17 protein-coding genes are annotated in these 19,583 nt (G+C 64.2%); 12 read left to right on the top strand and 5 right to left on the bottom strand.

Annotated features, from left to right (window positions below):
• Positions 1 to 4: 4 nt before the first annotated feature.
• Positions 5 to 592, bottom strand: coding sequence for a HupE/UreJ family protein (locus ACN0YL_RS08300; protein WP_417497660.1), 588 nt, complete (start codon positions 590 to 592; stop codon positions 5 to 7).
• Positions 593 to 780: 188 nt separating this feature from the next.
• Between ACN0YL_RS08300 and kynA the strand changes: the two genes are divergently transcribed.
• From kynA to ACN0YL_RS08275, 5 genes are read left to right on the top strand one after another with little or no spacing between them, the layout of a single operon-like run.
• Positions 781 to 1,629: a tryptophan 2,3-dioxygenase gene (gene kynA, locus ACN0YL_RS08295; RefSeq protein WP_417497659.1), complete on the top strand. Its 849-nt coding sequence runs from the start codon at positions 781 to 783 to the stop codon at positions 1,627 to 1,629.
• Between the two features lie 6 nt (positions 1,630 to 1,635).
• Complete coding sequence (gene kynB / locus ACN0YL_RS08290) at positions 1,636 to 2,265, top strand: arylformamidase (protein ID WP_417497658.1); 630 nt, start codon at positions 1,636 to 1,638, stop codon at positions 2,263 to 2,265.
• Positions 2,265 to 3,491, top strand: a complete 1,227-nt coding sequence (gene kynU / locus ACN0YL_RS08285; RefSeq protein WP_417497657.1) for a kynureninase — start codon at positions 2,265 to 2,267, stop codon at positions 3,489 to 3,491. Before kynB ends, kynU begins: the two co-directional genes overlap by 1 nt.
• A 25-nt stretch (positions 3,492 to 3,516) precedes the next feature.
• Positions 3,517 to 5,811 (top strand): bifunctional salicylyl-CoA 5-hydroxylase/oxidoreductase, encoded by a 2,295-nt coding sequence (locus ACN0YL_RS08280; protein ID WP_417497656.1) that lies wholly within the window; start codon positions 3,517 to 3,519, stop codon positions 5,809 to 5,811.
• Complete coding sequence (locus ACN0YL_RS08275) at positions 5,808 to 6,566, top strand: SDR family NAD(P)-dependent oxidoreductase (RefSeq protein WP_417497655.1); 759 nt, start codon at positions 5,808 to 5,810, stop codon at positions 6,564 to 6,566. Before ACN0YL_RS08280 ends, ACN0YL_RS08275 begins: the two co-directional genes overlap by 4 nt.
• Positions 6,567 to 6,622: 56 nt before the next feature.
• Here the strand turns inward: ACN0YL_RS08275 and ACN0YL_RS08270 are convergent, their stop codons facing one another.
• Positions 6,623 to 7,726 carry a DUF2855 family protein gene (locus tag ACN0YL_RS08270; protein ID WP_417497654.1) on the bottom strand — a complete coding sequence of 368 codons (1,104 nt, stop codon included), beginning with the start codon at positions 7,724 to 7,726 and terminating at the stop codon, positions 6,623 to 6,625.
• 212 nt (positions 7,727 to 7,938) lie between these two features.
• On the opposite strand from ACN0YL_RS08270, the gene ACN0YL_RS08265 reads away from it, so the two are divergent.
• From ACN0YL_RS08265 to ACN0YL_RS08235, 7 genes are read left to right on the top strand one after another with little or no spacing between them, the layout of a single operon-like run.
• A complete protein-coding gene (locus ACN0YL_RS08265; RefSeq protein ID WP_417497653.1) occupies positions 7,939 to 8,748 on the top strand; it encodes an enoyl-CoA hydratase family protein in 810 nt (269 codons plus the stop codon).
• The gene (locus ACN0YL_RS08260; RefSeq protein ID WP_417497652.1) at positions 8,749 to 9,921 is read left to right on the top strand and encodes an acyl-CoA dehydrogenase family protein; all 1,173 of its coding nucleotides are present in this window, start codon (positions 8,749 to 8,751) and stop codon (positions 9,919 to 9,921) included. It abuts the gene before it with no gap.
• Positions 9,921 to 10,334 (top strand): acyl-CoA thioesterase, encoded by a 414-nt coding sequence (locus ACN0YL_RS08255; protein WP_417470804.1) that lies wholly within the window; start codon positions 9,921 to 9,923, stop codon positions 10,332 to 10,334. Before ACN0YL_RS08260 ends, ACN0YL_RS08255 begins: the two co-directional genes overlap by 1 nt.
• Positions 10,334 to 10,726, top strand: a complete 393-nt coding sequence (locus ACN0YL_RS08250; RefSeq protein WP_417497651.1) for a RidA family protein — start codon at positions 10,334 to 10,336, stop codon at positions 10,724 to 10,726. Before ACN0YL_RS08255 ends, ACN0YL_RS08250 begins: the two co-directional genes overlap by 1 nt.
• Before the next feature lie 49 nt (positions 10,727 to 10,775).
• Positions 10,776 to 12,374, top strand: coding sequence for an AMP-binding protein (locus tag ACN0YL_RS08245; protein WP_417497779.1), 1,599 nt, complete (start codon positions 10,776 to 10,778; stop codon positions 12,372 to 12,374).
• 50 nt (positions 12,375 to 12,424) lie between these two features.
• The gene (locus tag ACN0YL_RS08240) at positions 12,425 to 12,685 is read left to right on the top strand and encodes an Lrp/AsnC ligand binding domain-containing protein (RefSeq protein WP_417470798.1); all 261 of its coding nucleotides are present in this window, start codon (positions 12,425 to 12,427) and stop codon (positions 12,683 to 12,685) included.
• Positions 12,686 to 12,721: 36 nt separating this feature from the next.
• Positions 12,722 to 14,107, top strand: coding sequence for an L-serine ammonia-lyase (locus ACN0YL_RS08235; protein ID WP_417497650.1), 1,386 nt, complete (start codon positions 12,722 to 12,724; stop codon positions 14,105 to 14,107).
• Here the strand turns inward: ACN0YL_RS08235 and ACN0YL_RS08230 are convergent.
• From ACN0YL_RS08230 to ACN0YL_RS08220, 3 genes are all read right to left on the bottom strand, one after another.
• On the bottom strand, positions 14,088 to 15,305 hold the full coding sequence (locus ACN0YL_RS08230; protein WP_417497649.1) for an aspartyl protease family protein: 1,218 nt from the start codon (positions 15,303 to 15,305) through the stop codon (positions 14,088 to 14,090). The genes ACN0YL_RS08235 and ACN0YL_RS08230 overlap by 20 nt on opposite strands.
• A gap of 99 nt (positions 15,306 to 15,404) precedes the next feature.
• The gene (locus tag ACN0YL_RS08225; protein ID WP_417497648.1) at positions 15,405 to 16,472 is read right to left on the bottom strand and encodes an efflux RND transporter periplasmic adaptor subunit; all 1,068 of its coding nucleotides are present in this window, start codon (positions 16,470 to 16,472) and stop codon (positions 15,405 to 15,407) included.
• Positions 16,473 to 16,497: 25 nt separating this feature from the next.
• Positions 16,498 to 19,581 (bottom strand): efflux RND transporter permease subunit, encoded by a 3,084-nt coding sequence (locus tag ACN0YL_RS08220; RefSeq protein ID WP_417497647.1) that lies wholly within the window; start codon positions 19,579 to 19,581, stop codon positions 16,498 to 16,500.
• Positions 19,582 to 19,583 lie beyond the last annotated feature (2 nt).

The raw sequence follows: 19,583 nt of genomic DNA, 5'->3' as shown, positions 1-19,583 counted from the left end.
TCCGCTACCCGCCCAGAAACACCCGTTCGACCACCCACCACAGCGCCACCACCGCGATCAGGGCCGAAGCGCCCTTCGTCAGGGCCGGATACCAGCTCGCCTCGCGAAAGCGGTGAAACGCAAACCACATCGCCAGAATAATCGTCAGCTGGCCTGCCTCGACGCCGATATTGAAGCTGAGCAGGCTCGGCAAGAGCTGACCCTGCGGCATGCCGAGCTCGACCAGCACACCGGCAAAGCCGAGCCCGTGAAACAGGCCGAAGCCGAACACGACCAGCGGCCGCCAGCGCTGCATCTCCCTGAAGACGATATTCTCGATCGCGACGAAGGCGATAGAGAGAGCGATCACCGGCTCGACGATTTCCGGCGGCAGGGTGACCAGGCCGAGCACCGCTAGGGCCAGGGTCAGCGTATGCGCGAGGGTGAAGGCGGAGACCTGCCAGACCAGCGGTTTCAGACGCGAGGAGGCGAAGAACAGCGCCAGCACGAACAGGATGTGATCGAGCCCCTTTGGCAGGATGTGGGTGTAGCCGAGCTGCAGATAGAGCCCGATCACATCCCACACTGTCTGTTCGTGAACCGCTTCCATCATCGTCGCCATCTCCTTGTCTGAGCTGACGCTAGGCAGGCGATCCGGCGCTGGCAAGCAACCGGCGCGGCGCTGTGTCCCGGACGGGCGCGGTTGCCCCCGGCCCGCCTTATCCCCTACACCTGTTCCACAAAAACGGTGCGCGAGTCGCGCTATCGAGCCCCCGCCAGCCCGGGGACCAGGGGATGAGCATGAGCGACAAGTTTTCCTCCCGCGTGGATGTCTCCGGCGAGGACATCCACTGGGACATGAAGGACAAGATGTCCTATGGCGGCTATCTCGGCCTCGACACCCTGCTGGCGTCGCAAAACCCGCTGACCGACGAGCATGACGAAATGCTCTTCATCCTGATCCACCAGGTCGGCGAATTGTGGATGAAGCTGATCCTGCACGAGACCGCCGGTGCTGTGGCGCATCTGCAGAAGGACGAGATCGGTCCGGCGCTGAAAATGTTCACCCGCGTCGCCCGCATCCAGGAGCAATTGATCGCCGCCTGGGATGTATTGTCGACGATGACTCCCGCCGACTATCTCGCCTTCCGCGACAAGCTCGGCCAGAGTTCCGGCTTCCAGTCCTTCCAGTACCGCACCATCGAGTTTCGCCTCGGCAACAAGAATGCCGAGCTGGCACGGGTCCACAAGTCCAACCCGCCGGCCTGGAAAATGGTCAATACGGCGCTGGAGGCGCCGAGCCTGTGGGACGAGACACTGATGCTGCTGGCGCGGCGCGGCTATGCCATCCCCGCCGACAAGACCAGCCGCGACTGGGCCCAGCCCTATGAGGCCAGCGCGGCGGTCGAGGATGTCTGGCGCGAGATCTATCGCGACAGCAAGACGCATTGGGAAGCCTATGAGCTCGGGGAGAAGCTGGTCGATCTCGAGCATAAATTCCAGCAATGGCGCTTTGCCCATATGAAGACCGTCGAGCGCATTATCGGCTATCGCCGCGGCACTGGCGGCACCTCCGGCGTCGGGTATCTGGTCAAGGCGCTCGATCTGCGCTTCTTCCCGGAGATCTGGACCGTGCGGACCTCGCTCTAGGATATCATGACAAAGCTCTGGGACATCTCGCAAACCTTGCGTCCGGGCCTGCCGGTCTGGCCTGGCGATACCGCCTTTGCGGTCGACGAGACCTGGTCGATCGGGCCGGGCTGTCCGGTCAAGGTTTCGCGCCTGACGCTCTCGACCCATAGCGGCGCCCATGCCGATGCGCCCTCGCATTACGACAAGGCCGGTATCGATGCCGCCAGCGTCGATCTGGCGCCCTATCTCGGTCCCTGCCGTCTCGTCACCGCCGGCGGCAGCGGCGAGCATGTGAGGATCGATGACCTCGACTGGTCTTTGATCGAGGGCGAGGCGCGCGTGCTGATCCGCACCTATCAGGCCTTCCCGCATGATGTCTGGGACCATGATTTTCGCGCCCTGCACAGGGATGTGATTGAGCGGCTGGCGAAGTGCGGCTGCCGTCTGATCGGTGTCGATGCCGCCTCGCTCGATCCGCAGACGTCGAAGACGATGGATGCGCACCATGCCGTGCAGCGCCATGACATGCGCATTCTCGAAGGCCTGGTGTTCGATGAGGTGCCCGACGGGCGCCATGAACTGATCGCCCTGCCCCTGAAAATCGCCGGCGCCGATGCCGCGCCGGTGCGAGCCATACTGAGGGAGCTGGGCTGATGGATCTCGACGCGATACTGGCCATGGATGCCGCCGATCCGTTGCGCGATTTCCGCGACCGGTTCGATCTGCCTGAAGGCGTCATCTATCTCGACGGCAATTCGCTCGGCGCCCTGCCCAAGGTCACAGGCGCGCGGATTGCCGATGTCGTCGCCCGCGAATGGGGGCAGGATCTGATCCGCTCCTGGAACTGCAATCACTGGATCGAGGCGCCGCGCCGGCTCGGCGGCAAGATCGCGCGCCTGATCGGTGCGAAGGACCACGAAGTCGTCGCTGCGGACTCGACCTCGATCAATGTTTTCAAGGCGCTGAGTGCGGCGGTGCAATTGCGCCCGGAGCGTTCGGTGATCCTGTCGGAGACCGGCAATTTCCCGACCGATGCCTATATGATGCAGGGCCTGGCAGCGCTGTCGGGCGGGCGGATCGAGCCCAAACTCCTGCCCGCGGCCGAAATCCCTGCAGCGCTCAATGACCAGGTCGCCGTCCTTTTGCTGACCCAGACGCATTACAAGTCCGGCCGTCTGCACGATATGGCCGCCCTGACCCGCGCCGCGCACGAGGCCGGGGCGCTGGTGATCTGGGATCTCAGCCACAGCGCCGGTGCCCTGCCGGTTGACCTCAATGGCTGCGAAGCCGATTTCGCGGTCGGCTGCGGCTATAAATATCTCAATGGCGGACCGGGCGCGCCGGCCTTCATCTTCTGCGCCGAGCGCCATCATGACCATGTCTTCCCGGCACTGTCCGGCTGGCTCGGCCATGCCGACCCGTTCGCCTTCAGGGATGACTACGCGCCCGGCGCCGGGATTGACCGTTTCCAGTGCGGCACGCCGGGGATCCTTGGCATGGCGGCGCTGGAATGCGGGCTGGATCTGATGCTTGAGGCGGAGATGGCCGCGATCCGCCTGAAATCACAGGCGCTGGGCGATCTCTTCATCGCGCTTTGCGAGGACCGGCTGACCGGTTTCGACCTCGCCAGTCCGCGCGATGCGGCACTGCGCGGCAGCCAGGTCTCGATCCGCCATGATGAGGGCTATGCCATCATGCAGGCGCTGATCGGGCGCGGCGTGATCGGTGATTTCCGGGCACCGGATATTTTGCGCTTCGGCTTCACCCCGCTCTATACCCGCTATGAGGATGTCTGGCTGGCGATCACGGCACTCGCCCATATCATGCAGAGCGGCGAATGGCGCGAGGCGCGCTTTGCCACGCGCGCAGCCGTCACCTGAACCCCGTCTGGAAAGGTCGCAAGCCATGAAAATTGCCTGTCTTGGCGGCGGCCCCGCCGGTCTCTATTTCGCGATCTCGATGAAGCTGCGCGATCCCGATTGCACCGTCGATGTCTATGAGCGCAACAAGGCCGGGGACACATTCGGCTGGGGCGTCGTCTTCTCCGACCAGACGATGGAGAATCTCGGCCGCAATGACCCGGTGAGTGCCCGTGCCATCGGCGCCAGCCTGGCGCATTGGGACGATATCGATGTCGTCTTCAAGGGCATCACCGAAACCTCGACCGGGCACGGCTTTTGCGGCATTGGCCGCAAGAAACTGCTCAACCTGCTGCAGGAGCGCGCCGCCGAACTCGGTGTCGGCCTGCATTTCGAATGCGAGATTGGCGACGACCTCTCCCCATTCGCCGATGCCGACATGATCGTCGCCTCCGACGGGCTCAATTCGAAGATCCGCAGCCGTTTCGCCGGCAGTTTCAAGCCCGATATCGAGTTGCGGCGCAACAAGTTCGTCTGGCTCGGCACCCATAAGGTGTTCGACGCCTTCACCTTCATTTTTGTCGAGACACCGCATGGCTGGGTCTGGGCCCATGCCTACCGCTTTGACGACGAGACCTCGACCTTCATCGTCGAATGCGCGCCGGAGACCTGGGAAGGCCTCGGCTTTGGCGAGATGGACCAGGATGAATGCTGCCGCGCTTGTGAGGCCCTGTTCGCGCCCTGGCTGGACGATCATCCACTGATGTCGAATGCGCGGCATCTGCGCGGCTCGGCCTGGCTCAATTTCCCGCGCGTGCTGTGCGAGAGCTGGGTGCACGACAATATCGTCCTCTTGGGCGATGCCGCCCACACGGCGCATTTCTCGATCGGCTCGGGCACCAAGCTGGCGCTGGAAGACGCGATCATGCTCGCCGACGTGCTGACCAGCACCGACAAGCCGGTCGCCGATGGGCTGAAGGATTACCAGGCCGTGCGCACGGTCGAAGTGCTCAAATTGCAGAGCGCGGCGCGCAATTCGACCGAATGGTTCGAGCATCTTGACCGCTATCTCGGCTTCGAACCCAAGCAATTTGCCTATTCCCTGCTGACCCGCTCCCAGCGTATCAGCCATGAAAATCTGCGCCTGCGCGATCCCGACTGGCTGGCAGGCGTCGAGCGCTGGTTTACCAGCCAGGCCACCGGTGGCGCCAAGGCTGATGCGCGGCCGCCCATGTTTGCGCCGTTCGAGCTGCGGGGCATGCGGCTGGAAAACCGCGTCGTGGTCTCGCCCATGTGCATGTATTCCGCCGAGGATGGCCTGCCCGGCCCCTTCCACACTGTGCATTACGGCGCCCGCGCCCTGGGCGGAGCCGGCCTCGTCTATACCGAGATGACCGATGTCAGCCGCGATGGCCGTATCTCGCCGGGCTGCGCCGGCCTCTATACCGATGAACATGTGAAGGCCTGGCGGGCGATCACCGATTTCGCCCATTCGCAGAGCCGCGCCAAAATGGCAGTCCAGCTGGCCCATGCCGGCCGCAAGGGTTCGACACGGCTCGCCTGGGAGGGCTCGGACAGACAGCTTGAGACCGGCAATTGGCCGCTGATCGCGCCCTCACCCTTGCCGTGGAGCGAGACAAACCAGACCCCGCGGGAGATGGACCGCGCCGATATGGATGCGGTGCTGGCCGATTTCGTCGCCGCGACGCATCGCGCGCTGGAGGCCGGTTTCGACATGGTCGAGCTGCACTGCGCCCATGGCTATCTGCTCTCGAGCTTTCTCACCCCGATCTCCAATCAGCGCAGCGACGCGTATGGCGGACCGGTCGAGAACCGTTTGCGCTTCCCGCTCGAGGTCTTCAACGCCATGCGCGCGGTCTGGCCGGACGACAGGCCGATGGCCGTGCGGCTGTCGGCGACGGACTGGCTTGGCGATGATGGCCTGTCAGAGGCCGACAGCCTGGCGATTGCCAATGCCTTCCGCGAGGCCGGCGCTGATCTGATCGATGTCTCCGCCGGGCAGACGACACCGCTGGCGCGCCCGGTCTATGGCCGCATGTTCCAGACGCCGTTTTCCGACCGCATCCGCAATGAGCTCGGCTGCGCGACCATGGCCGTCGGCAATATCTATGAGACCGACCACGTCAATTCCATCCTCGCCGCCGGCCGGGCCGATCTGGTGGCGCTGGCGCGCCCGCACCTGATCGATCCGATGTGGACACTGCGCGCGGCGGCGGAACTGGGCTATCGTGATGTGTATGTGCCACCGCAATATGCGGCCGGTTTTGAACAATTGACGCGCAATCTCGCGCGCGCCCAACAAGGAGAGCTGAAGGTATGAGCAAGCTGACAGGACATCGCGCCGTCATCACCGGCGGCGGCACCGGCATCGGTCTGGCATGCGCCAAGGCTCTCGCCGCCGACGGCGCCCGGGTGATCATCATGGGCCGCAACCTGGACCGGCTCGAGGCCGCCGCCAGCACCATAACGGGCGCCGAGGCCATCCGGATCGACGTCACCGATGCCGACAGCGTCGATGATGCCTTTGCCGCAGCCAAGGCGGGCGGCGAGATCGATATCCTCGTCAATAATGCGGGCATCGCCGCGGCGGGCGCCTTCCACCGCACCTCGATCGAGGAGTGGCAACGCATCCAGGCGGTCAATGTCGAGGGGCTGGTGCGCTGCACCCAGGCCGTGATCGGCTCGATGATGAAGGCGGATTATGCCCGGGTGGTGAATATCGCCTCGATCGCCGGCCTGCGCGGCGGGGCCTATATCGCCCCCTATGTCGCCTCGAAACACGCCGTTGTCGGCCTGACCAAATCCCTGTCGCTGGAATATGCCCACACCAATGCGACCTTCAACGCCGTCTGCCCGGGCTATGTCGAGACCGCCATCGTCGACAATTCCATCGCCAATATCATGGCCAAGACCGGCCGCTCTCGCGAGGACGCGCTCGCCGAGCTGACCAAGAACAATCCGCAGGGACGCCTGATCCAGTCGGAAGAAGTGGCCGAGGCCGTCAGCTTCCTGTGCTCGCCCCTGAGCGGATCCGTGTCAGGACAGGCGATTACGATCTCTGGCGGCGCAATTTAACCATACCGGCATTTTCTGCCAAAGCGGTTTCGCCCCGGCTTTTGGCTGCCGGGGCGTCAGTCGAGCGCGATCATATGGCCACGCGCCGGATCGCCGCCGTCATCCGCCAGGGTACGGATCACGGCCTGGGCCGCGTCGAAGCCGCGCCCGGTCTCGACCGTCATCCAGACCGGATCGGCGGTGCTGACCTGTTCAAAGAAGCGCTCCTGCGCTTCGCTGAAACGGGTGTTGAACAGGTCCGGTCCCCAATCCTTGTTGCGCTTGGCGATCTGTTCCGGGGCGAAGAAGAATTTCGGCGCCGGCCCGGGCATGTCGACCGGTTTGGCAAAGGGCGCATTGTGCGCCGCGCCGACGACACAGTCATGCATCAGGGACGGGCCGAAATGATGATGGATGCGCGCGCGCAGGGCGACATCGCCGGCGAAATCGACATAGGCGGTCGGGATCGAGGCATCGAGCTGTTCGATATCGTCGTAGAGCGCAGTGGTCTCATAACATCCGAGCGCGCGCACAAAATCGCCATTGCGCGGTGAGGTCAGCGCCGTCAGCGTCACCTGGTCCTCGCTCAACAGGCAGAAGGCGGTGCCATAGGCGGTCTTGCTCGAGGCGCTGGAGATCAGCAATTGCCGCGCCCCGAACCAGTCATTATCGGCGAGATAATCAGCGAGCATGAAGGCGGTGACAAAGAGCGGGCGGAACAGGGCCTGGAAGGCCTCGCGATCCGGGCGATAGACCTCGTCCTCGCTGCAACGGGTGTACTGGTTATAGGCCGAGACCAATTCGAGCCGGTGGTCCGAGACGTCATAAAAGCCGCGCGGCGAGATGCGGCCGGGGCGCATGCGGACATGGCTGGCGATCGGGAAATAGCCGTAGAAGCGTTCCCCGACCTCGATCCCGGGCGTGCTCGAGGCGACAACATCGGCAAAACCCCAGACCGGCATATGGCCAAAGCCCTCTTCGCCGGTCGGGAAGAAATTCCAGTACTGCATCGCATCGCCGAAGGCGGCATAGGTGATATTATTGGCCGTCAGCGAGAAGCTTTTGATCTTGAGCAGTATCTCCCCGGTCTGCAGCTCAGCGGCTGGCTGGCTGCGCAATTCGGTGCGGCCGATATCGGTTTTGTCGGTGAACAGGCGGGAGATGGTGACCGGAGCGCTCATGATGACCTTTCGGGGTAAGACGATGTTTCGGTCTAGTCTCTATCAGATCGCCGCGCCTGGCGAACAGGAATCTGCGCCGCGCCGGCGCGCGGGTCGCGAACAGTGGACGCTGCGGGCAGCGCGTCGTAGGTCTTGAGGCACAAGCGCCGGAATCAATGGCGCGTACAGGGATGGCCGCGCCTGGCGCCGGCCTGGCAAACAGGGATCAATTGATGGACCCGACGACCTACCAGCCGGAGCATTACCTCTGGAGCTTTGCGGACGGGATTGGCACCGTCACCTTCAACCGGCCCGAGCGCAAGAATCCGCTGACCTTCGAAAGCTATGCCGAGTTGCGCGACATGTTCCGCGCCCTCGTCTACGTCAAATCGGTCAAGGCGATCATCATCACCGGCGCCGGCGGCAATTTCTGCTCCGGCGGCGATGTGCATGAGATCATCGGACCGCTGGTCGGCATGGATATGCCCGAATTGCTCGATTTCACCCGCATGACCGGCGATCTGGTCAAGGCGATGCGCGATTGCCCGCAGCCCGTCATCGCCGCCATTGACGGCGTCTGTGTCGGAGCCGGTGCGATCATGGCGATGGCCTCCGATCTGCGCATCGCGACGCCGGAGGCCAAATGCGCCTTCCTGTTCAATCGCGTCGGTCTGGCCGGCTGCGATATGGGCGCCTGCGCCATGCTGCCGCGCATTATCGGCCAGGGCCGCGCCTCGGAACTCCTCTATCTCGGCCGTTCCATGTCGGCCGGGGAAGGCGAACGTTGGGGGTTCTATAATCGCATTACCGACGCCGATGAATTGATGGACGCCGCGCGGGACTGGGCGGCGCGGGTCGCAGCGGGACCGAATTTCGGCAATGCGATGACCAAGAACCAGCTCAATACGGAGTGGGATATGAGTCTGCACACCGCCATCGAGGCCGAGGCCCAGGCACAGGCGATCTGCATGCAGACGAAGGATTTCGAGCGCGCCTACACCGCCTTCGTCGCCAAACAGAAACCCGTTTTCGAGGGCAATTGAATGGCCGACCGCAGCTATCTCGACTGGCCTTTCCTCTCGGATGCCCACCGCGAGCTGGCAAGCTTTGCCGAAAGCTGGGCCGAGGGCCGGTTCGGCACCCATGGGTTTGACGCGCATGCCGATGTCGATGGGGATTGCCGTGCCATCCTCAAGGCGCTCGGCGAGGCCGGCCTGACGCGCTATTGCGTCCCCGCCGGCTATGGCGGCGTGACCGACGCGCTTGATGTGCGCTCGCTCTGCCTGATGCGCGAGCATCTGGGCTATCGCAGCGGGCTGGCCGATTTCGTGTTCGCGATGCAGGGGCTGGGCTCCGGCGCGATCTCGCTGTTTGGCACCGAGGCCCAGAAACAGGCCTGGCTGCCCGGCGTTGCCCGCGGCGAGCTCTGCGCCGCCTTCGCCCTGACCGAGCCGGAGGCCGGTTCCGACGTCGCCGCCATCGCCACCACCGCGACACCGGATGGTGATGGCTGGCGCCTCAAGGGCGAAAAGACCTTCATCTCCAATGGCGGTATTGCCGATTTCTACGTCGTCTTCGCCCGCACCGGTGAGGCCGACGGCGCACGCGGCCTGTCCGCTTTCATCCTCGACGCCAACACAGCTGGCCTGAACGTCGCCGAGCGCATCGAGACCATCGCACCGCATCCCCTCGCCCGCCTGGTGTTCGAGGATTGCCACCTGCCCGCCGCCAGCCTGATTGGCGCATCGGGATCCGGTTTCAAGATCGCGATGGCGACCCTGGATGTGTTCCGCTCAACCGTTGGTGCCGCATCGCTGGGCTTTGCCCGCCGGGCGCTGGACGAGGCCACAGCGCGCGCCACGACACGCAAGCTGTTCGGCGCGACGCTGGCGGACCAGCAGGGCGTGCAGACGCAACTAGCCGAGATGGCGCTCGATATCGACGCCAGCGCGCTGTTGATCTATCGCGCCGCCTGGACCAAGGACACGGGCGCCGCCCGCATCACCCGCGAAGCGGCGATGGCCAAGCTCCATGCCACCGAGGCGGCGCAGCGCGTGATCGATACGGCGGTGCAATTGTTTGGCGGGCTCGGTGTCACCAAGGGCTCGGTGCCCGAGGCGCTGTATCGCGATATCCGGGCCTTGCGGATTTATGAGGGGGCGTCGGAGGTGCAGAAACTTGTCATCGCGCGCCAGCATTTGTCGGAGTGGAAATAATGGTGTTCCGGGTTGATCGCCGCATACGCTTTGCCGATGTCGATCCGGCGGGGATTGTCTTCTATCCGCGCTATTTCGAGATGATCAATGCCTGTATCGAGGACTGGTTCGAGACCGGTCTGGGCTATGGTTTCGACGCCATGATCGTCAAGGGCCACTATGCCGTGCCGCTCGCGCATATCGAGGTCGATTTCAAGGCGCCCAGCCGGCTCGATGACGAGCTGGCCTTCAAGCTCGTGGTCAATGAGGTCGGGCGCAGCTCCTTCAAGCTGACCATCACCGCCACCCACGAGACGGAAGTCAGGATGATTGCTCGGCCTGTACTGGTCTATATCGACGCCGAGAAACACGCTCCGGAACGAATTCCCGAAATCCTGCGCGCCAAGATGCTGACCTTTCTGGAGGTGAAGTGATGCAGACCTTGCTGCCCCCCAGCTGGCCGCGCCCGAAAGGCTATTCCAACGGCATCGCGACAAGCGGCCGCCAGGTCTATGTTGCCGGCCAGATCGGCTGGGACGAACACGGCGTCATCGTCTCTGACGATTTCGCGGCCCAGTTCCGCAAGGTGCTCGAGAACACTCTCGCCGTGCTCGCCGAGGCTGGTGCCGGGCCCGAGCATATCGTGCGCATGACCGGCTATATCACCAGCCGCGACGAGTATCTCGCCGCAGAAGCGGAGCTCGGCGGTATCTGGAAGGCATTGATCGGGCGCAATTATCCGACCATGGCCTTTGTCATCGTTGCCGGCCTGATCGAGCCGGACGCCAAGATCGAGATTGAAACGACGGCGGTGATCGAAAGCTAGATCACGGCGCAAAAACGCAGTCGGACACGTCGGGGAGGACGTCATGACGATGCACACCAGCGGGCATGTTGATGCCTTCACGCGCGAGCGCCTGCCCGCGTCGGCCGACTGGCCCGAATTCTGTTTTGACCGGCCCGAACTGACCTATCCGGACCGCTTGAACTGCGCTGCCGAACTGCTTGATCGCAATATTGGAAATGGCCTTGGCGACAAGACCGCGATCTATTCGCCCGCGCGCGAGATCAGCTGGTCCGGCCTGCGCGCCGAAGCCGGCCGCATCGCCCATGTCCTGGTCACCGATATGGGGCTGTTGGCGGGCAATCGCGTCCTGCTGCACGGCTACAACTCCATCGAACTGATCGCCGCCTGGTATGGCGTCATTCTGGCCGGCGGCGTTGCGGTGATGACGATGCCGATGCTGCGCGCCGGCGAGCTTGCCAAGGTGATCGCCAAGGGGCAGGTCAGCCACGCCCTGTGCGACGCCGCCCTGGCCGATCCGGTGCGCGAGGCGGCAGCGCTGGAGCCGGTTCTCGGCCGGATCATGGACTGGGGGCCGGATGGGGAACTCACGGCGCGCATGGCCGGCAAGCCGCAGCATTTCGACGCTGTCGATACCGCGCGCGATGATATCGCCCTGCTCGCCTTCACCTCCGGCACGACCGGCGAGCCCAAGGCCTGCGCCCATTTCCACTCCAGCGTGCTGGCGATGGCCGATACCTTCGCCCGCTCGGTGCTGGCGCCGGATCCCGACGAGATCTATCTCGGCACGCCGCCCTTCGCCTTCACCTTCGGGCTGGGCGCCAGTGTCGTCTTCCCGGCCCGCGCCGGCCTGGCCACGGCCCTGCCCGGCCGCCCCGGCTTCGAGGCGCTGTGCGAGACGATCGAGCGCTTTGGCGTCACCACCCTGTTCACCGCCCCGACCGGCTATCGCGCCCTGATGGGCCTGTGGGATGATTATGATCTCTCCAGCCTGCGCAAGGGCATCTCGGCCGGCGAGCATTTGCCGGCGGCGACCTCGGACGCCTTTCACGCTCTCAGCGGCATCCGCCTGATTGACGGAATCGGGGCCACCGAGATGATCCATATCTTCATTTCAGCCGCCGGCAGCGACATCCGCCCTGGGGCGACCGGCAAGGCTGTGCCCGGCTATCAGGCCCGGGTGGTGAATGCAGCGGGCGATCCGGTGGCCGATGGCGAAATCGGGCGACTGGCCGTCAAGGGGCCGACGGGCTGTCTCTATCTCGACGACAAACGCCAGAAAACCTATGTGCAGAAGGGCTGGAACATCACTGGCGATCTCTATCGCCGCGATGGTGACGGCTATTTCTGGTATGTCTCGCGCGCCGATGATCTGATCGTCTCCTCCGGCTATAATATCGCCGGCCCCGAGGTCGAGCAGGCCCTGCTGCTGCACGAAACGGTGCTGGAATGCGCCGTCGTCGGCGCGGCCGATGTGGAGCGCGGCACCATCGTCAAGGCCTTCATCGTGTTGGCGGAAGGCCATAACGGCCACGCCGAACTCGTCAAGGCGCTGCAGGACCACGTCAAGTCGGCCATCGCGCCCTACAAGTATCCGCGCGCGATCGAATTCGTCGCCGCCCTGCCCAAGACCCAGACCGGGAAGATTCAACGTTTCAAACTTCGCTAGTGCCGTATTAGGGTCAAGGCGAATCCAATGCCTGAGTGAGGACCTCCGCGATGCGTCAATTCTACGTCTTTATCAAATGCGAGCTGGGCCACACCTATGATGTCGCCGCGGCATTGGTGGACAAGCTCGACGAAGCGCCGATGGTGCACTCCATCTCCGGCGCCTTCGACCTGCTGGCGCATTTCGCGATTGACGATGATGCCGATATCGGCCGCTTCGTGAACGAGAAGGTCCAGACCATCCCCGGCATCAAGGACACGCAGACCATTATCTGCTTCAACGCATTCACGCGTGATCGCGGCCTCGGTTAAACCCGGCCTGCGGCGCGCCTGTCAGGCCCTGTCATCATGCATTTTGGCGTTTTCGACCTGTTCAAGATCGGCGTCGGGCCTTCCAGCTCGCACACGGTCGGCCCGATGCTGGCGGCGCGGCAATTCGTCGAGCGCGTCATCGCGCAGCATGGCGAGGCGGCGATCAACCGGCTGGAAGCCGAGCTCTATGGCTCGCTGGCGCTGACCGGGTTGGGCCATGGCACCGACAAGGCGGTCTTGCTCGGCCTTGAAGGCTGCGATCCATCGCGCGTCGATCCGGCCGAGATCCCGCCAAGGCTGGACCGTATCCGCAGCGAACACCGCCTAACCTTGCCCGGCGGGCGCAGTATCGAGTTTAGCGAGCGGCGCGATCTGCAATTTCGCGGCGATATCCGCCTGCCCTTCCACTCCAACGCCATGAAGTTTCGCGCCCTGGCCGGCGATGAAAGCGTGATGCTGGAGGAGATCTGGTATTCGATCGGCGGCGGCTTCGTCATCGACGAGCACGAGGCCGGACGCAATTCCGCCGCCGACGTCAAGGAAGGCGAGCCCTACCCGTTCAACTCCGCCGCCGAACTGCTTGAGATCGGCGAGCGCGAGAACCTGTCCATCTTCCGGATCATGCTGGCCAATGAATGCGCCTTCCGCAGCGAAGCGGAAGTGCGCGGCGGGATCGAGACGATCTGGAAAACCATGGAGGGCTGCATCGATCGCGGCCTGCGCGAGGACGGCATCCTGCCCGGCGGGCTGAAGGTGAAGCGGCGCGCACCCAAGCTCTATAGCGACCTGCTCAAGGAGCAGACCGATCCGGCCGATGATCCACTCGTCGCGATGGACTGGATCAATCTGTGGGCGATGGCGGTCAATGAGGAAAACGCCGCCGGTGGACGTGTGGTCACCGCGCCGACCAATGGCGCGGCCGGCATTATTCCCGCCGTCGCGCGCTATTTCGACCGCTATCACCGCAATCCGTCCGACGACGAGGCCCTGCTGCGCTTCTTCCTCACCGCCGCCGCCATCGGCGCGCTCTACAAGAAGAACGCCTCGATTTCCGGCGCTGAAGCGGGCTGCCAGGGCGAGGTTGGCGTCGCCTGTTCGATGGCGGCCGGGGCCTTGGCCGCGGCGATGGGCGCCAATAACAACCAGATCGAGGATGCCGCCGAGATCGGCATGGAGCACAATCTCGGCCTGACCTGTGACCCGGTCGGCGGACTGGTGCAGATCCCCTGTATCGAGCGCAATGCCATCGGCGCGATCAAGGCGATCGATGCCGCGCGCCTGGCCCTGCGCGCGACCTCCGCCGACATGAAGGTCTCACTCGACCAGGTGATCGAGACCATGCGTCAGACCGGCGTCGACATGCAGGAAAAATACAAGGAGACCAGCCAGGGCGGTCTCGCCGTCAATGTTGTGGAATGCTGATCCGGCTGGTCACGCCCTCGCGCACAATCTCGAGCCCGGCCGGTTGCGCGGCATCAAAATCGGCAAACAGCCAGTCGGCGATGCTGCATTTTGGATTGTCCCCACTCACCACAAGTGACCGCCCGGACACCGCAACCACTTGGTCACCCAGCCGCAGGCCGGCTCCGGCCGCGACCGAGCCGTCGAACAATTGCACCACGCGGACCTCATCGCCGACAAAGGCGAGCGAATAGCCGGATTCGGCATGGCCGGGCTCCGGCGCCTCGCGGGCCGCGAGCAGAAATTGTGCGCCCGGGTAATCCAGCGTCACGACATGCGAGGCGAGGATGCCGGCTCCGACCAGGGTTGGCGGAACAGAACGTGTCGTGGCGCGGACGGGCCCGAGGCTGTCAGGGCCCAGCAGAAAATCGGTCAGGCTGAAACGCGTCAGGGTGACGGTTTGCCCGCGTCCGCCGGCCGATTCGCCTTCATGGCCCCGACCGGTGACGACGCTGCCGGCGCGCACGGCCTGCTGCACCGAGGCCGCGGCAGCCACGCGGGCGAAGAGCGCGATCTCGGCTTCGCTGCCGGTATCGAACAGCGCCTTGTCCGAAACATCGCCGACCGCATAATCGACAATCGGCGCGTGCGGATAGCCGAAATCACGCAGCGGCGCTGTCACGACCGCTTCGCGCTCCGGCAAATCATCCAGGCTGGCCGCGATCGATAACCGGCCGGCACCTGTATCGATCCGCCAGGCACTGCCGGGAAACAGTTCCGAGCCGAGAATGCCCGGCCCGACGATACAGGCGCCCATGTCGAGGCTGCTGAAATCATGGATCAGGACCGGGACGTCGTGAAACACCACCGTGCCGATCTGCAGCGTGTCGAGAACGGCGAAATCCATCGTGACCTCGGCGCCATTGGCGTCGAGGCCGGTATTCTGCGCCACGACTTCAAGACCCAGGGCTTCGGTGAAGTCACGGGAAAGAATGGTCGGCGATCCGCTGTCGAGGATGAATTCCCCGGCCTCGCCATCGGCGACGGCATCAATGAACAATTTGCCGCCGCGCACCGTCAGCGCGGCCTCGCTCACCGCTTCGGCGCGTTCGATTTCAAGTGGTGCGGACAACAGGGTTGCAAGCTCCGTGTCCTGCGCCGTGGCCGGGGCGGCGGCCAGTGCCGCGACGAGCAGGCCGAGCATGCTGAGCTGTCTCATGGCAGATCCGGTGCGGTTGGGGCGAGCAGCCACACGGGCCCGTCGCGGCGTTGATGGTGCCCAAACCCTAGCATGCCGATATCGGAGGGCCACTACAGATCAGGCGTCTTCGGCAAATTCCTGGACAGTGCGCCCCTCGCTCAGGGTTTCGGCGCCTGAGACCACCACCCTCTGGCCCACCTCGATCTCGCCGCTGACGGCGATATGACCATTATCGCGCACGCCGGCGGTCACCGCGACCTGATGCGCAACGTTGTCGCTATCGACCGTGAAGATGAAAGCCCCGCTGGAGCGCAGGATCACCGCGTCATAGGGCACGGCCGATTGGGTGCGAGACGTCTCCGCCGGAAACGCAGCCCGTGCCGCCGAACCGACAATCCAGTCCGATCCGGCCAGATCGATCCGGACCTCGAATGTGCGCGACACGGCGTCGCCAACGGGAATAATGGCACGGATCGGCGCCGTTGCGCTGACGCCCTCGCCCATGGTCAGCGTGACCGCCTGGCCGACGCTGAGATAGGGCGCGATCGCGACCGGGGCCTGGGCAATCGCTTCCTTGTGGTCGATATCGACAATGCGGGCGATGTCGCGGCCCGGCGCAGACAATTCGCCGACCTGGATCAAGCGTTCGGCAACGCGGCCGGCGAAGGGGGCAAGAATGCGGGTTCGCTCCAGTTCCAGCTCGGCGCTGGCAACTGAGGAGCGCGCCTCGCGCACATCCTGCAGCGCCAGATCGCGTGCCAGCTCGACTTCACGAAGCCGGGTCGGCGGCACGGTGCCATTACGCGCCAGACTCTCCAGCCGCGTCGCCTCGGCGCTCTGGTAGTCACTGTTCGCCGTCGCCCGTGCGAGACGCGCCCTCGCCTCATCGAGCACAATCCGCGCCTGGCGGTCATCCATCTGCGCCACCAGCCCGCCGGCTTCAACACTGTCGCCGGCCTCGGCAATGAAAATGATCCGGCCGGATGCTTCCGCAGCGATACGCGCATCATTGCGCGCGACCACGCTGGCCGGAGTGGTGATGGTGCGGGCCATATCGCGCTCGATGATCGTGGCGCTGCGAATGATCGCCGGCGGCGGCCCGTCCTGGGCGGCAGCGGTTGCAGGGATAAGGGTCAGCGCGCCAAGAGCGGCAATGACACCGAGCAGTGGATTGGAGATCTTCATGGGTTCTTGTCCTTGCGGCTTCGGTCTATTCGGCCGGAGCCAGGGCGGGTGATGTGAGCGTGGCGGTCTGACGGTTTTCTCCGAGCCGCAACAGGCAGGGGATCAGGATCAGGGTGAAGATCAGGCTGACGCTCATGCCGCCGACGATCGCCGCGGCGAGACCGCGATAGATCGCACTGCCGACACCGGGCACCAGCAGCAGGGGCAACATGCCCAGCAGGCTGGTCATCGTGCTCATGAAGATCGGCCGCAGGCGCATGCGCAGGGCCTGCTCGACCGCATCGCGGCGGGGCAGGCCTTCGCGTTCGCCCTGACGGGTCTGGTCGACCAGCAGGATGGCATTATTGATCACCAGACCAAGCAGGATCACGAAGCCCATCATGGTCAGCAGATCGAGCGGCTGGGTGACCCAGATATTGAGGATCTGCAGCATCACCACGCCGCCAACACCGGCCAAAGGCAGGGACACCAGGACCAGCGCCGCATCGCGCAAGGACCGGAACATCCCGGCCAGGATCAGGAACAGGATCACCAGCGCCATGCCCATATTCGTGGCCATGGTCATCTTGGCGCGCTGGAGACTGTCGGCACTGCCGCCATAGGTCACCGAGCCATCCTCGGGCAAGGCGGCACGAATGGCCGGCTCGACCTCGTTTTGAACGACGGTGAGAATTTCCTCGAGCGAGCGGCCCTCGGGCTGATTGATATTGATCGTCACGGTACGACGGCGGTTGAGGCGTTGAATGCCGCCCGGTCCGACATCCTCGCGGATCTCGATCAAATCGCCCAGCGGCACCACGGCTCCGGACGGCGTCGCGATCGGCAGTCCGGCCAGCTGGTCCGGCGTCTCCCAGCCATTGGCCCGCAGGATCGTATTCATGCGGCTGTCGCCGTCGAAATACTCACCGATATACTGGCCGTCGCCGAGCATGGCGATCATGCCGGCGACATTGCGCCGGGCCCAGCCCGCCTCCTGGATCCGCCGGTCATCGGGGATCATGGTCAGGCGCGGCTGGTTGTCCTGTGGCGGCGGATTGGCATTGATGTTTACGCCGGGAAAGCGTTCGCGCAGGATTGCCAGACCGGCATTGACCGCACGCCCGCGGGCGTCGGAATCGGCAGACTGGACATTGACCTGGATATTGCCGCCCTGGGAAAAGCCGCCGAACAGATCGCCCTGCTGCGCAAATCCGATCACATCGGGAATACCGGTGATGATTTCCTCACGCACGATACGTTCAAGCTCGCCGACGCGGCTCTGGTCGGCGACACGAATCCCCGCTGTCGCTCCGCCACCACCGGGGAAGGTGCCGAAATAATAGTTGCGCAGAGCCGGTTCGCGCTCGCCGGACATATAGGGCGCGAGACGCTCGACCACCCGCGCGGCAACCTCGGTCTCGATCCAGTCCATGTTGGAGCCGGGCGGGAAGATAAAGAAGGCATCGACCGCATCGCGCTTGACCGGCGGCAGATAGTCCATCTGCGGCCGGATAATCCAGGTGGTGGCGACCGGTATGGCGATCAGCCCGGCGATCACCGCCAAGCGGATGCGCGGATTGTCACTCAGGGCCAGGATGGCGTCCGAGATCCGGTTGAGGATGGGCTGCTGCGTCGTGGTCTGGCGATCGCGGATCCAGTATTTGGCCGCCACCGGCAGGATGGTCACGGCCACCAGCATGGAAATGGCGACCCCGACGGCAATGGTGATGGCCAGGTCGGCAAACAATTGCCCCTCGACATCGCGGATGAAGATAATCGGCAGGAAGATCGCCACCGTCGTGACCGTCGAGGCGAGCAAGGCGCCCCAGACCTGGGTTGCCCCCTTTTCCGACGCGGTATCCGCATCCTCGCCCATTTCGCGGCGCCGGATGATATTCTCCAGAACGATGATCGCCGCATCCATCACCATGCCGGTGGCGAAGGCCAGGCCGGCGAGCGAAATCACATTGAGTGAGCGATCGAACAGGAAGAGCACGATCAGGGTCGAGAGCAGCGAGACCGGGATCGCCAGCGAGATGATCAGGGTGGCGCGTGCCCTCCGCAGGAAGAGCCAGAGACCGAAAATTGCCAGCCCGACACCGAGCAGGAGATTGGTCCGCAACAGGTCGATCGCACGCAGGATAAAGACCGAGGCATCGAAGGACGGAGCCATGACGAGTTGCTGCTCGGCCAGCACGGTGGCGTTGATCTCGGCAACTTCTGCCTTCACCGCGTCGAGGGCCGCGAGCACATTGGCGCCGGGCTGGCGGCGCACCTCGATGCCCATCGCCGGATTGCCGTTCTGATAGGTGAAATTGGTCCGCTCGCCATAATTGACCTCAACACTCGCCAGATCACCCAGACGCACCGGATTGCCGTCGCGCCAGACGATCACCAGCTCATCGAGCTCGGACGGCTCGAACTCGCCCTCGAAGCGCATCTGATAGGAGCGGCGCCCGATTTCGGCATTGCCGCCGGAAACATCCTGATTATTGACGATGGCGGCGGAAATCTCGGGCAGCGTCACGCCCAGGGCGGCAGCGCGGTAGGGATCGACGGTGATCTGGAGTTCTTCCGGCTGCTGGCCCCACCCGATCTGGACGCTGGCGACGCCGGGAATCGATTCCAGCCGCGGCACGACCTGATCCTCGATCAGGCTGGAATAGTCATTGATCTCGCGCGGATTGCCCGGCAGCGCCTGGACGAAAAACCAGATCAGGCTCTGCTGTGCATCACCGCCGAACCCGCCGATATTGGGACCGACGGCATCGCGCGGCAGGGGCGGCAATTGCGACAGGCGATTCGAGATTTCGATCGCCGTCTGGGTCATGTCGGTTTCGAGCGCAAAGGTGAGATTGACGAAGGCCGAGCCCTCACCGACGAAGACGCGCATTTCCTCCATGCCCGCGAGGCCGGCCAGCGCCTGCTCCTGCGGCTCGATGATTTCGGATTCCATTTCCTGCGGCGAGGCCGAGCGCCAGAAGGTCGCAATATTGACCTGCGGCTGCTGGGTGTCCGGAAACAGCTGCATCGGCAGGCGCGTGAAGGCGACCAGGCCGAGGACGTTAATCAGGGCTATACCGACAAATACGGCAGCCGGATTGTTCAGTGACAAGCGTGTAAGTGGCATGT

Origin of the sequence: Maricaulis sp. (assembly GCF_048269565.1) — a bacterium.
GTDB lineage: Bacteria > Pseudomonadota > Alphaproteobacteria > Caulobacterales > Maricaulaceae > Maricaulis.
This window is presented reverse-complemented; position numbering and strand designations above follow the sequence as displayed.

Bases quoted from the DNA above. Each gene is read 5' to 3' on its own strand.
- ACN0YL_RS08265 (WP_417497653.1), top strand. From the start codon at position 7,939: ATGGACCCGACGACCTACCAGCCGGAGCATTACCTCTGGAGCTTTGCG.
- ACN0YL_RS08255 (WP_417470804.1), top strand. From the start codon at position 9,921: ATGGTGTTCCGGGTTGATCGCCGCATACGCTTTGCCGATGTCGATCCG.
- ACN0YL_RS08300 (WP_417497660.1), bottom strand. From the start codon at position 592: ATGATGGAAGCGGTTCACGAACAGACAGTGTGGGATGTGATCGGGCTC.
- ACN0YL_RS08230 (WP_417497649.1), bottom strand. From the start codon at position 15,305: ATGAGACAGCTCAGCATGCTCGGCCTGCTCGTCGCGGCACTGGCCGCC.
- kynU (WP_417497657.1), top strand. From the start codon at position 2,265: ATGGATCTCGACGCGATACTGGCCATGGATGCCGCCGATCCGTTGCGC.
- ACN0YL_RS08270 (WP_417497654.1), bottom strand. From the start codon at position 7,726: ATGAGCGCTCCGGTCACCATCTCCCGCCTGTTCACCGACAAAACCGAT.
- ACN0YL_RS08250 (WP_417497651.1), top strand. From the start codon at position 10,334: ATGCAGACCTTGCTGCCCCCCAGCTGGCCGCGCCCGAAAGGCTATTCC.
- ACN0YL_RS08240 (WP_417470798.1), top strand. From the start codon at position 12,425: ATGCGTCAATTCTACGTCTTTATCAAATGCGAGCTGGGCCACACCTAT.
- ACN0YL_RS08225 (WP_417497648.1), bottom strand. From the start codon at position 16,472: ATGAAGATCTCCAATCCACTGCTCGGTGTCATTGCCGCTCTTGGCGCG.
- ACN0YL_RS08220 (WP_417497647.1), bottom strand. From the start codon at position 19,581: ATGCCACTTACACGCTTGTCACTGAACAATCCGGCTGCCGTATTTGTC.
- ACN0YL_RS08280 (WP_417497656.1), top strand. From the start codon at position 3,517: ATGAAAATTGCCTGTCTTGGCGGCGGCCCCGCCGGTCTCTATTTCGCG.
- ACN0YL_RS08235 (WP_417497650.1), top strand. From the start codon at position 12,722: ATGCATTTTGGCGTTTTCGACCTGTTCAAGATCGGCGTCGGGCCTTCC.
- ACN0YL_RS08260 (WP_417497652.1), top strand. From the start codon at position 8,749: ATGGCCGACCGCAGCTATCTCGACTGGCCTTTCCTCTCGGATGCCCAC.
- ACN0YL_RS08275 (WP_417497655.1), top strand. From the start codon at position 5,808: ATGAGCAAGCTGACAGGACATCGCGCCGTCATCACCGGCGGCGGCACC.
- kynB (WP_417497658.1), top strand. From the start codon at position 1,636: ATGACAAAGCTCTGGGACATCTCGCAAACCTTGCGTCCGGGCCTGCCG.
- kynA (WP_417497659.1), top strand. From the start codon at position 781: ATGAGCGACAAGTTTTCCTCCCGCGTGGATGTCTCCGGCGAGGACATC.
- ACN0YL_RS08245 (WP_417497779.1), top strand. From the start codon at position 10,776: ATGCACACCAGCGGGCATGTTGATGCCTTCACGCGCGAGCGCCTGCCC.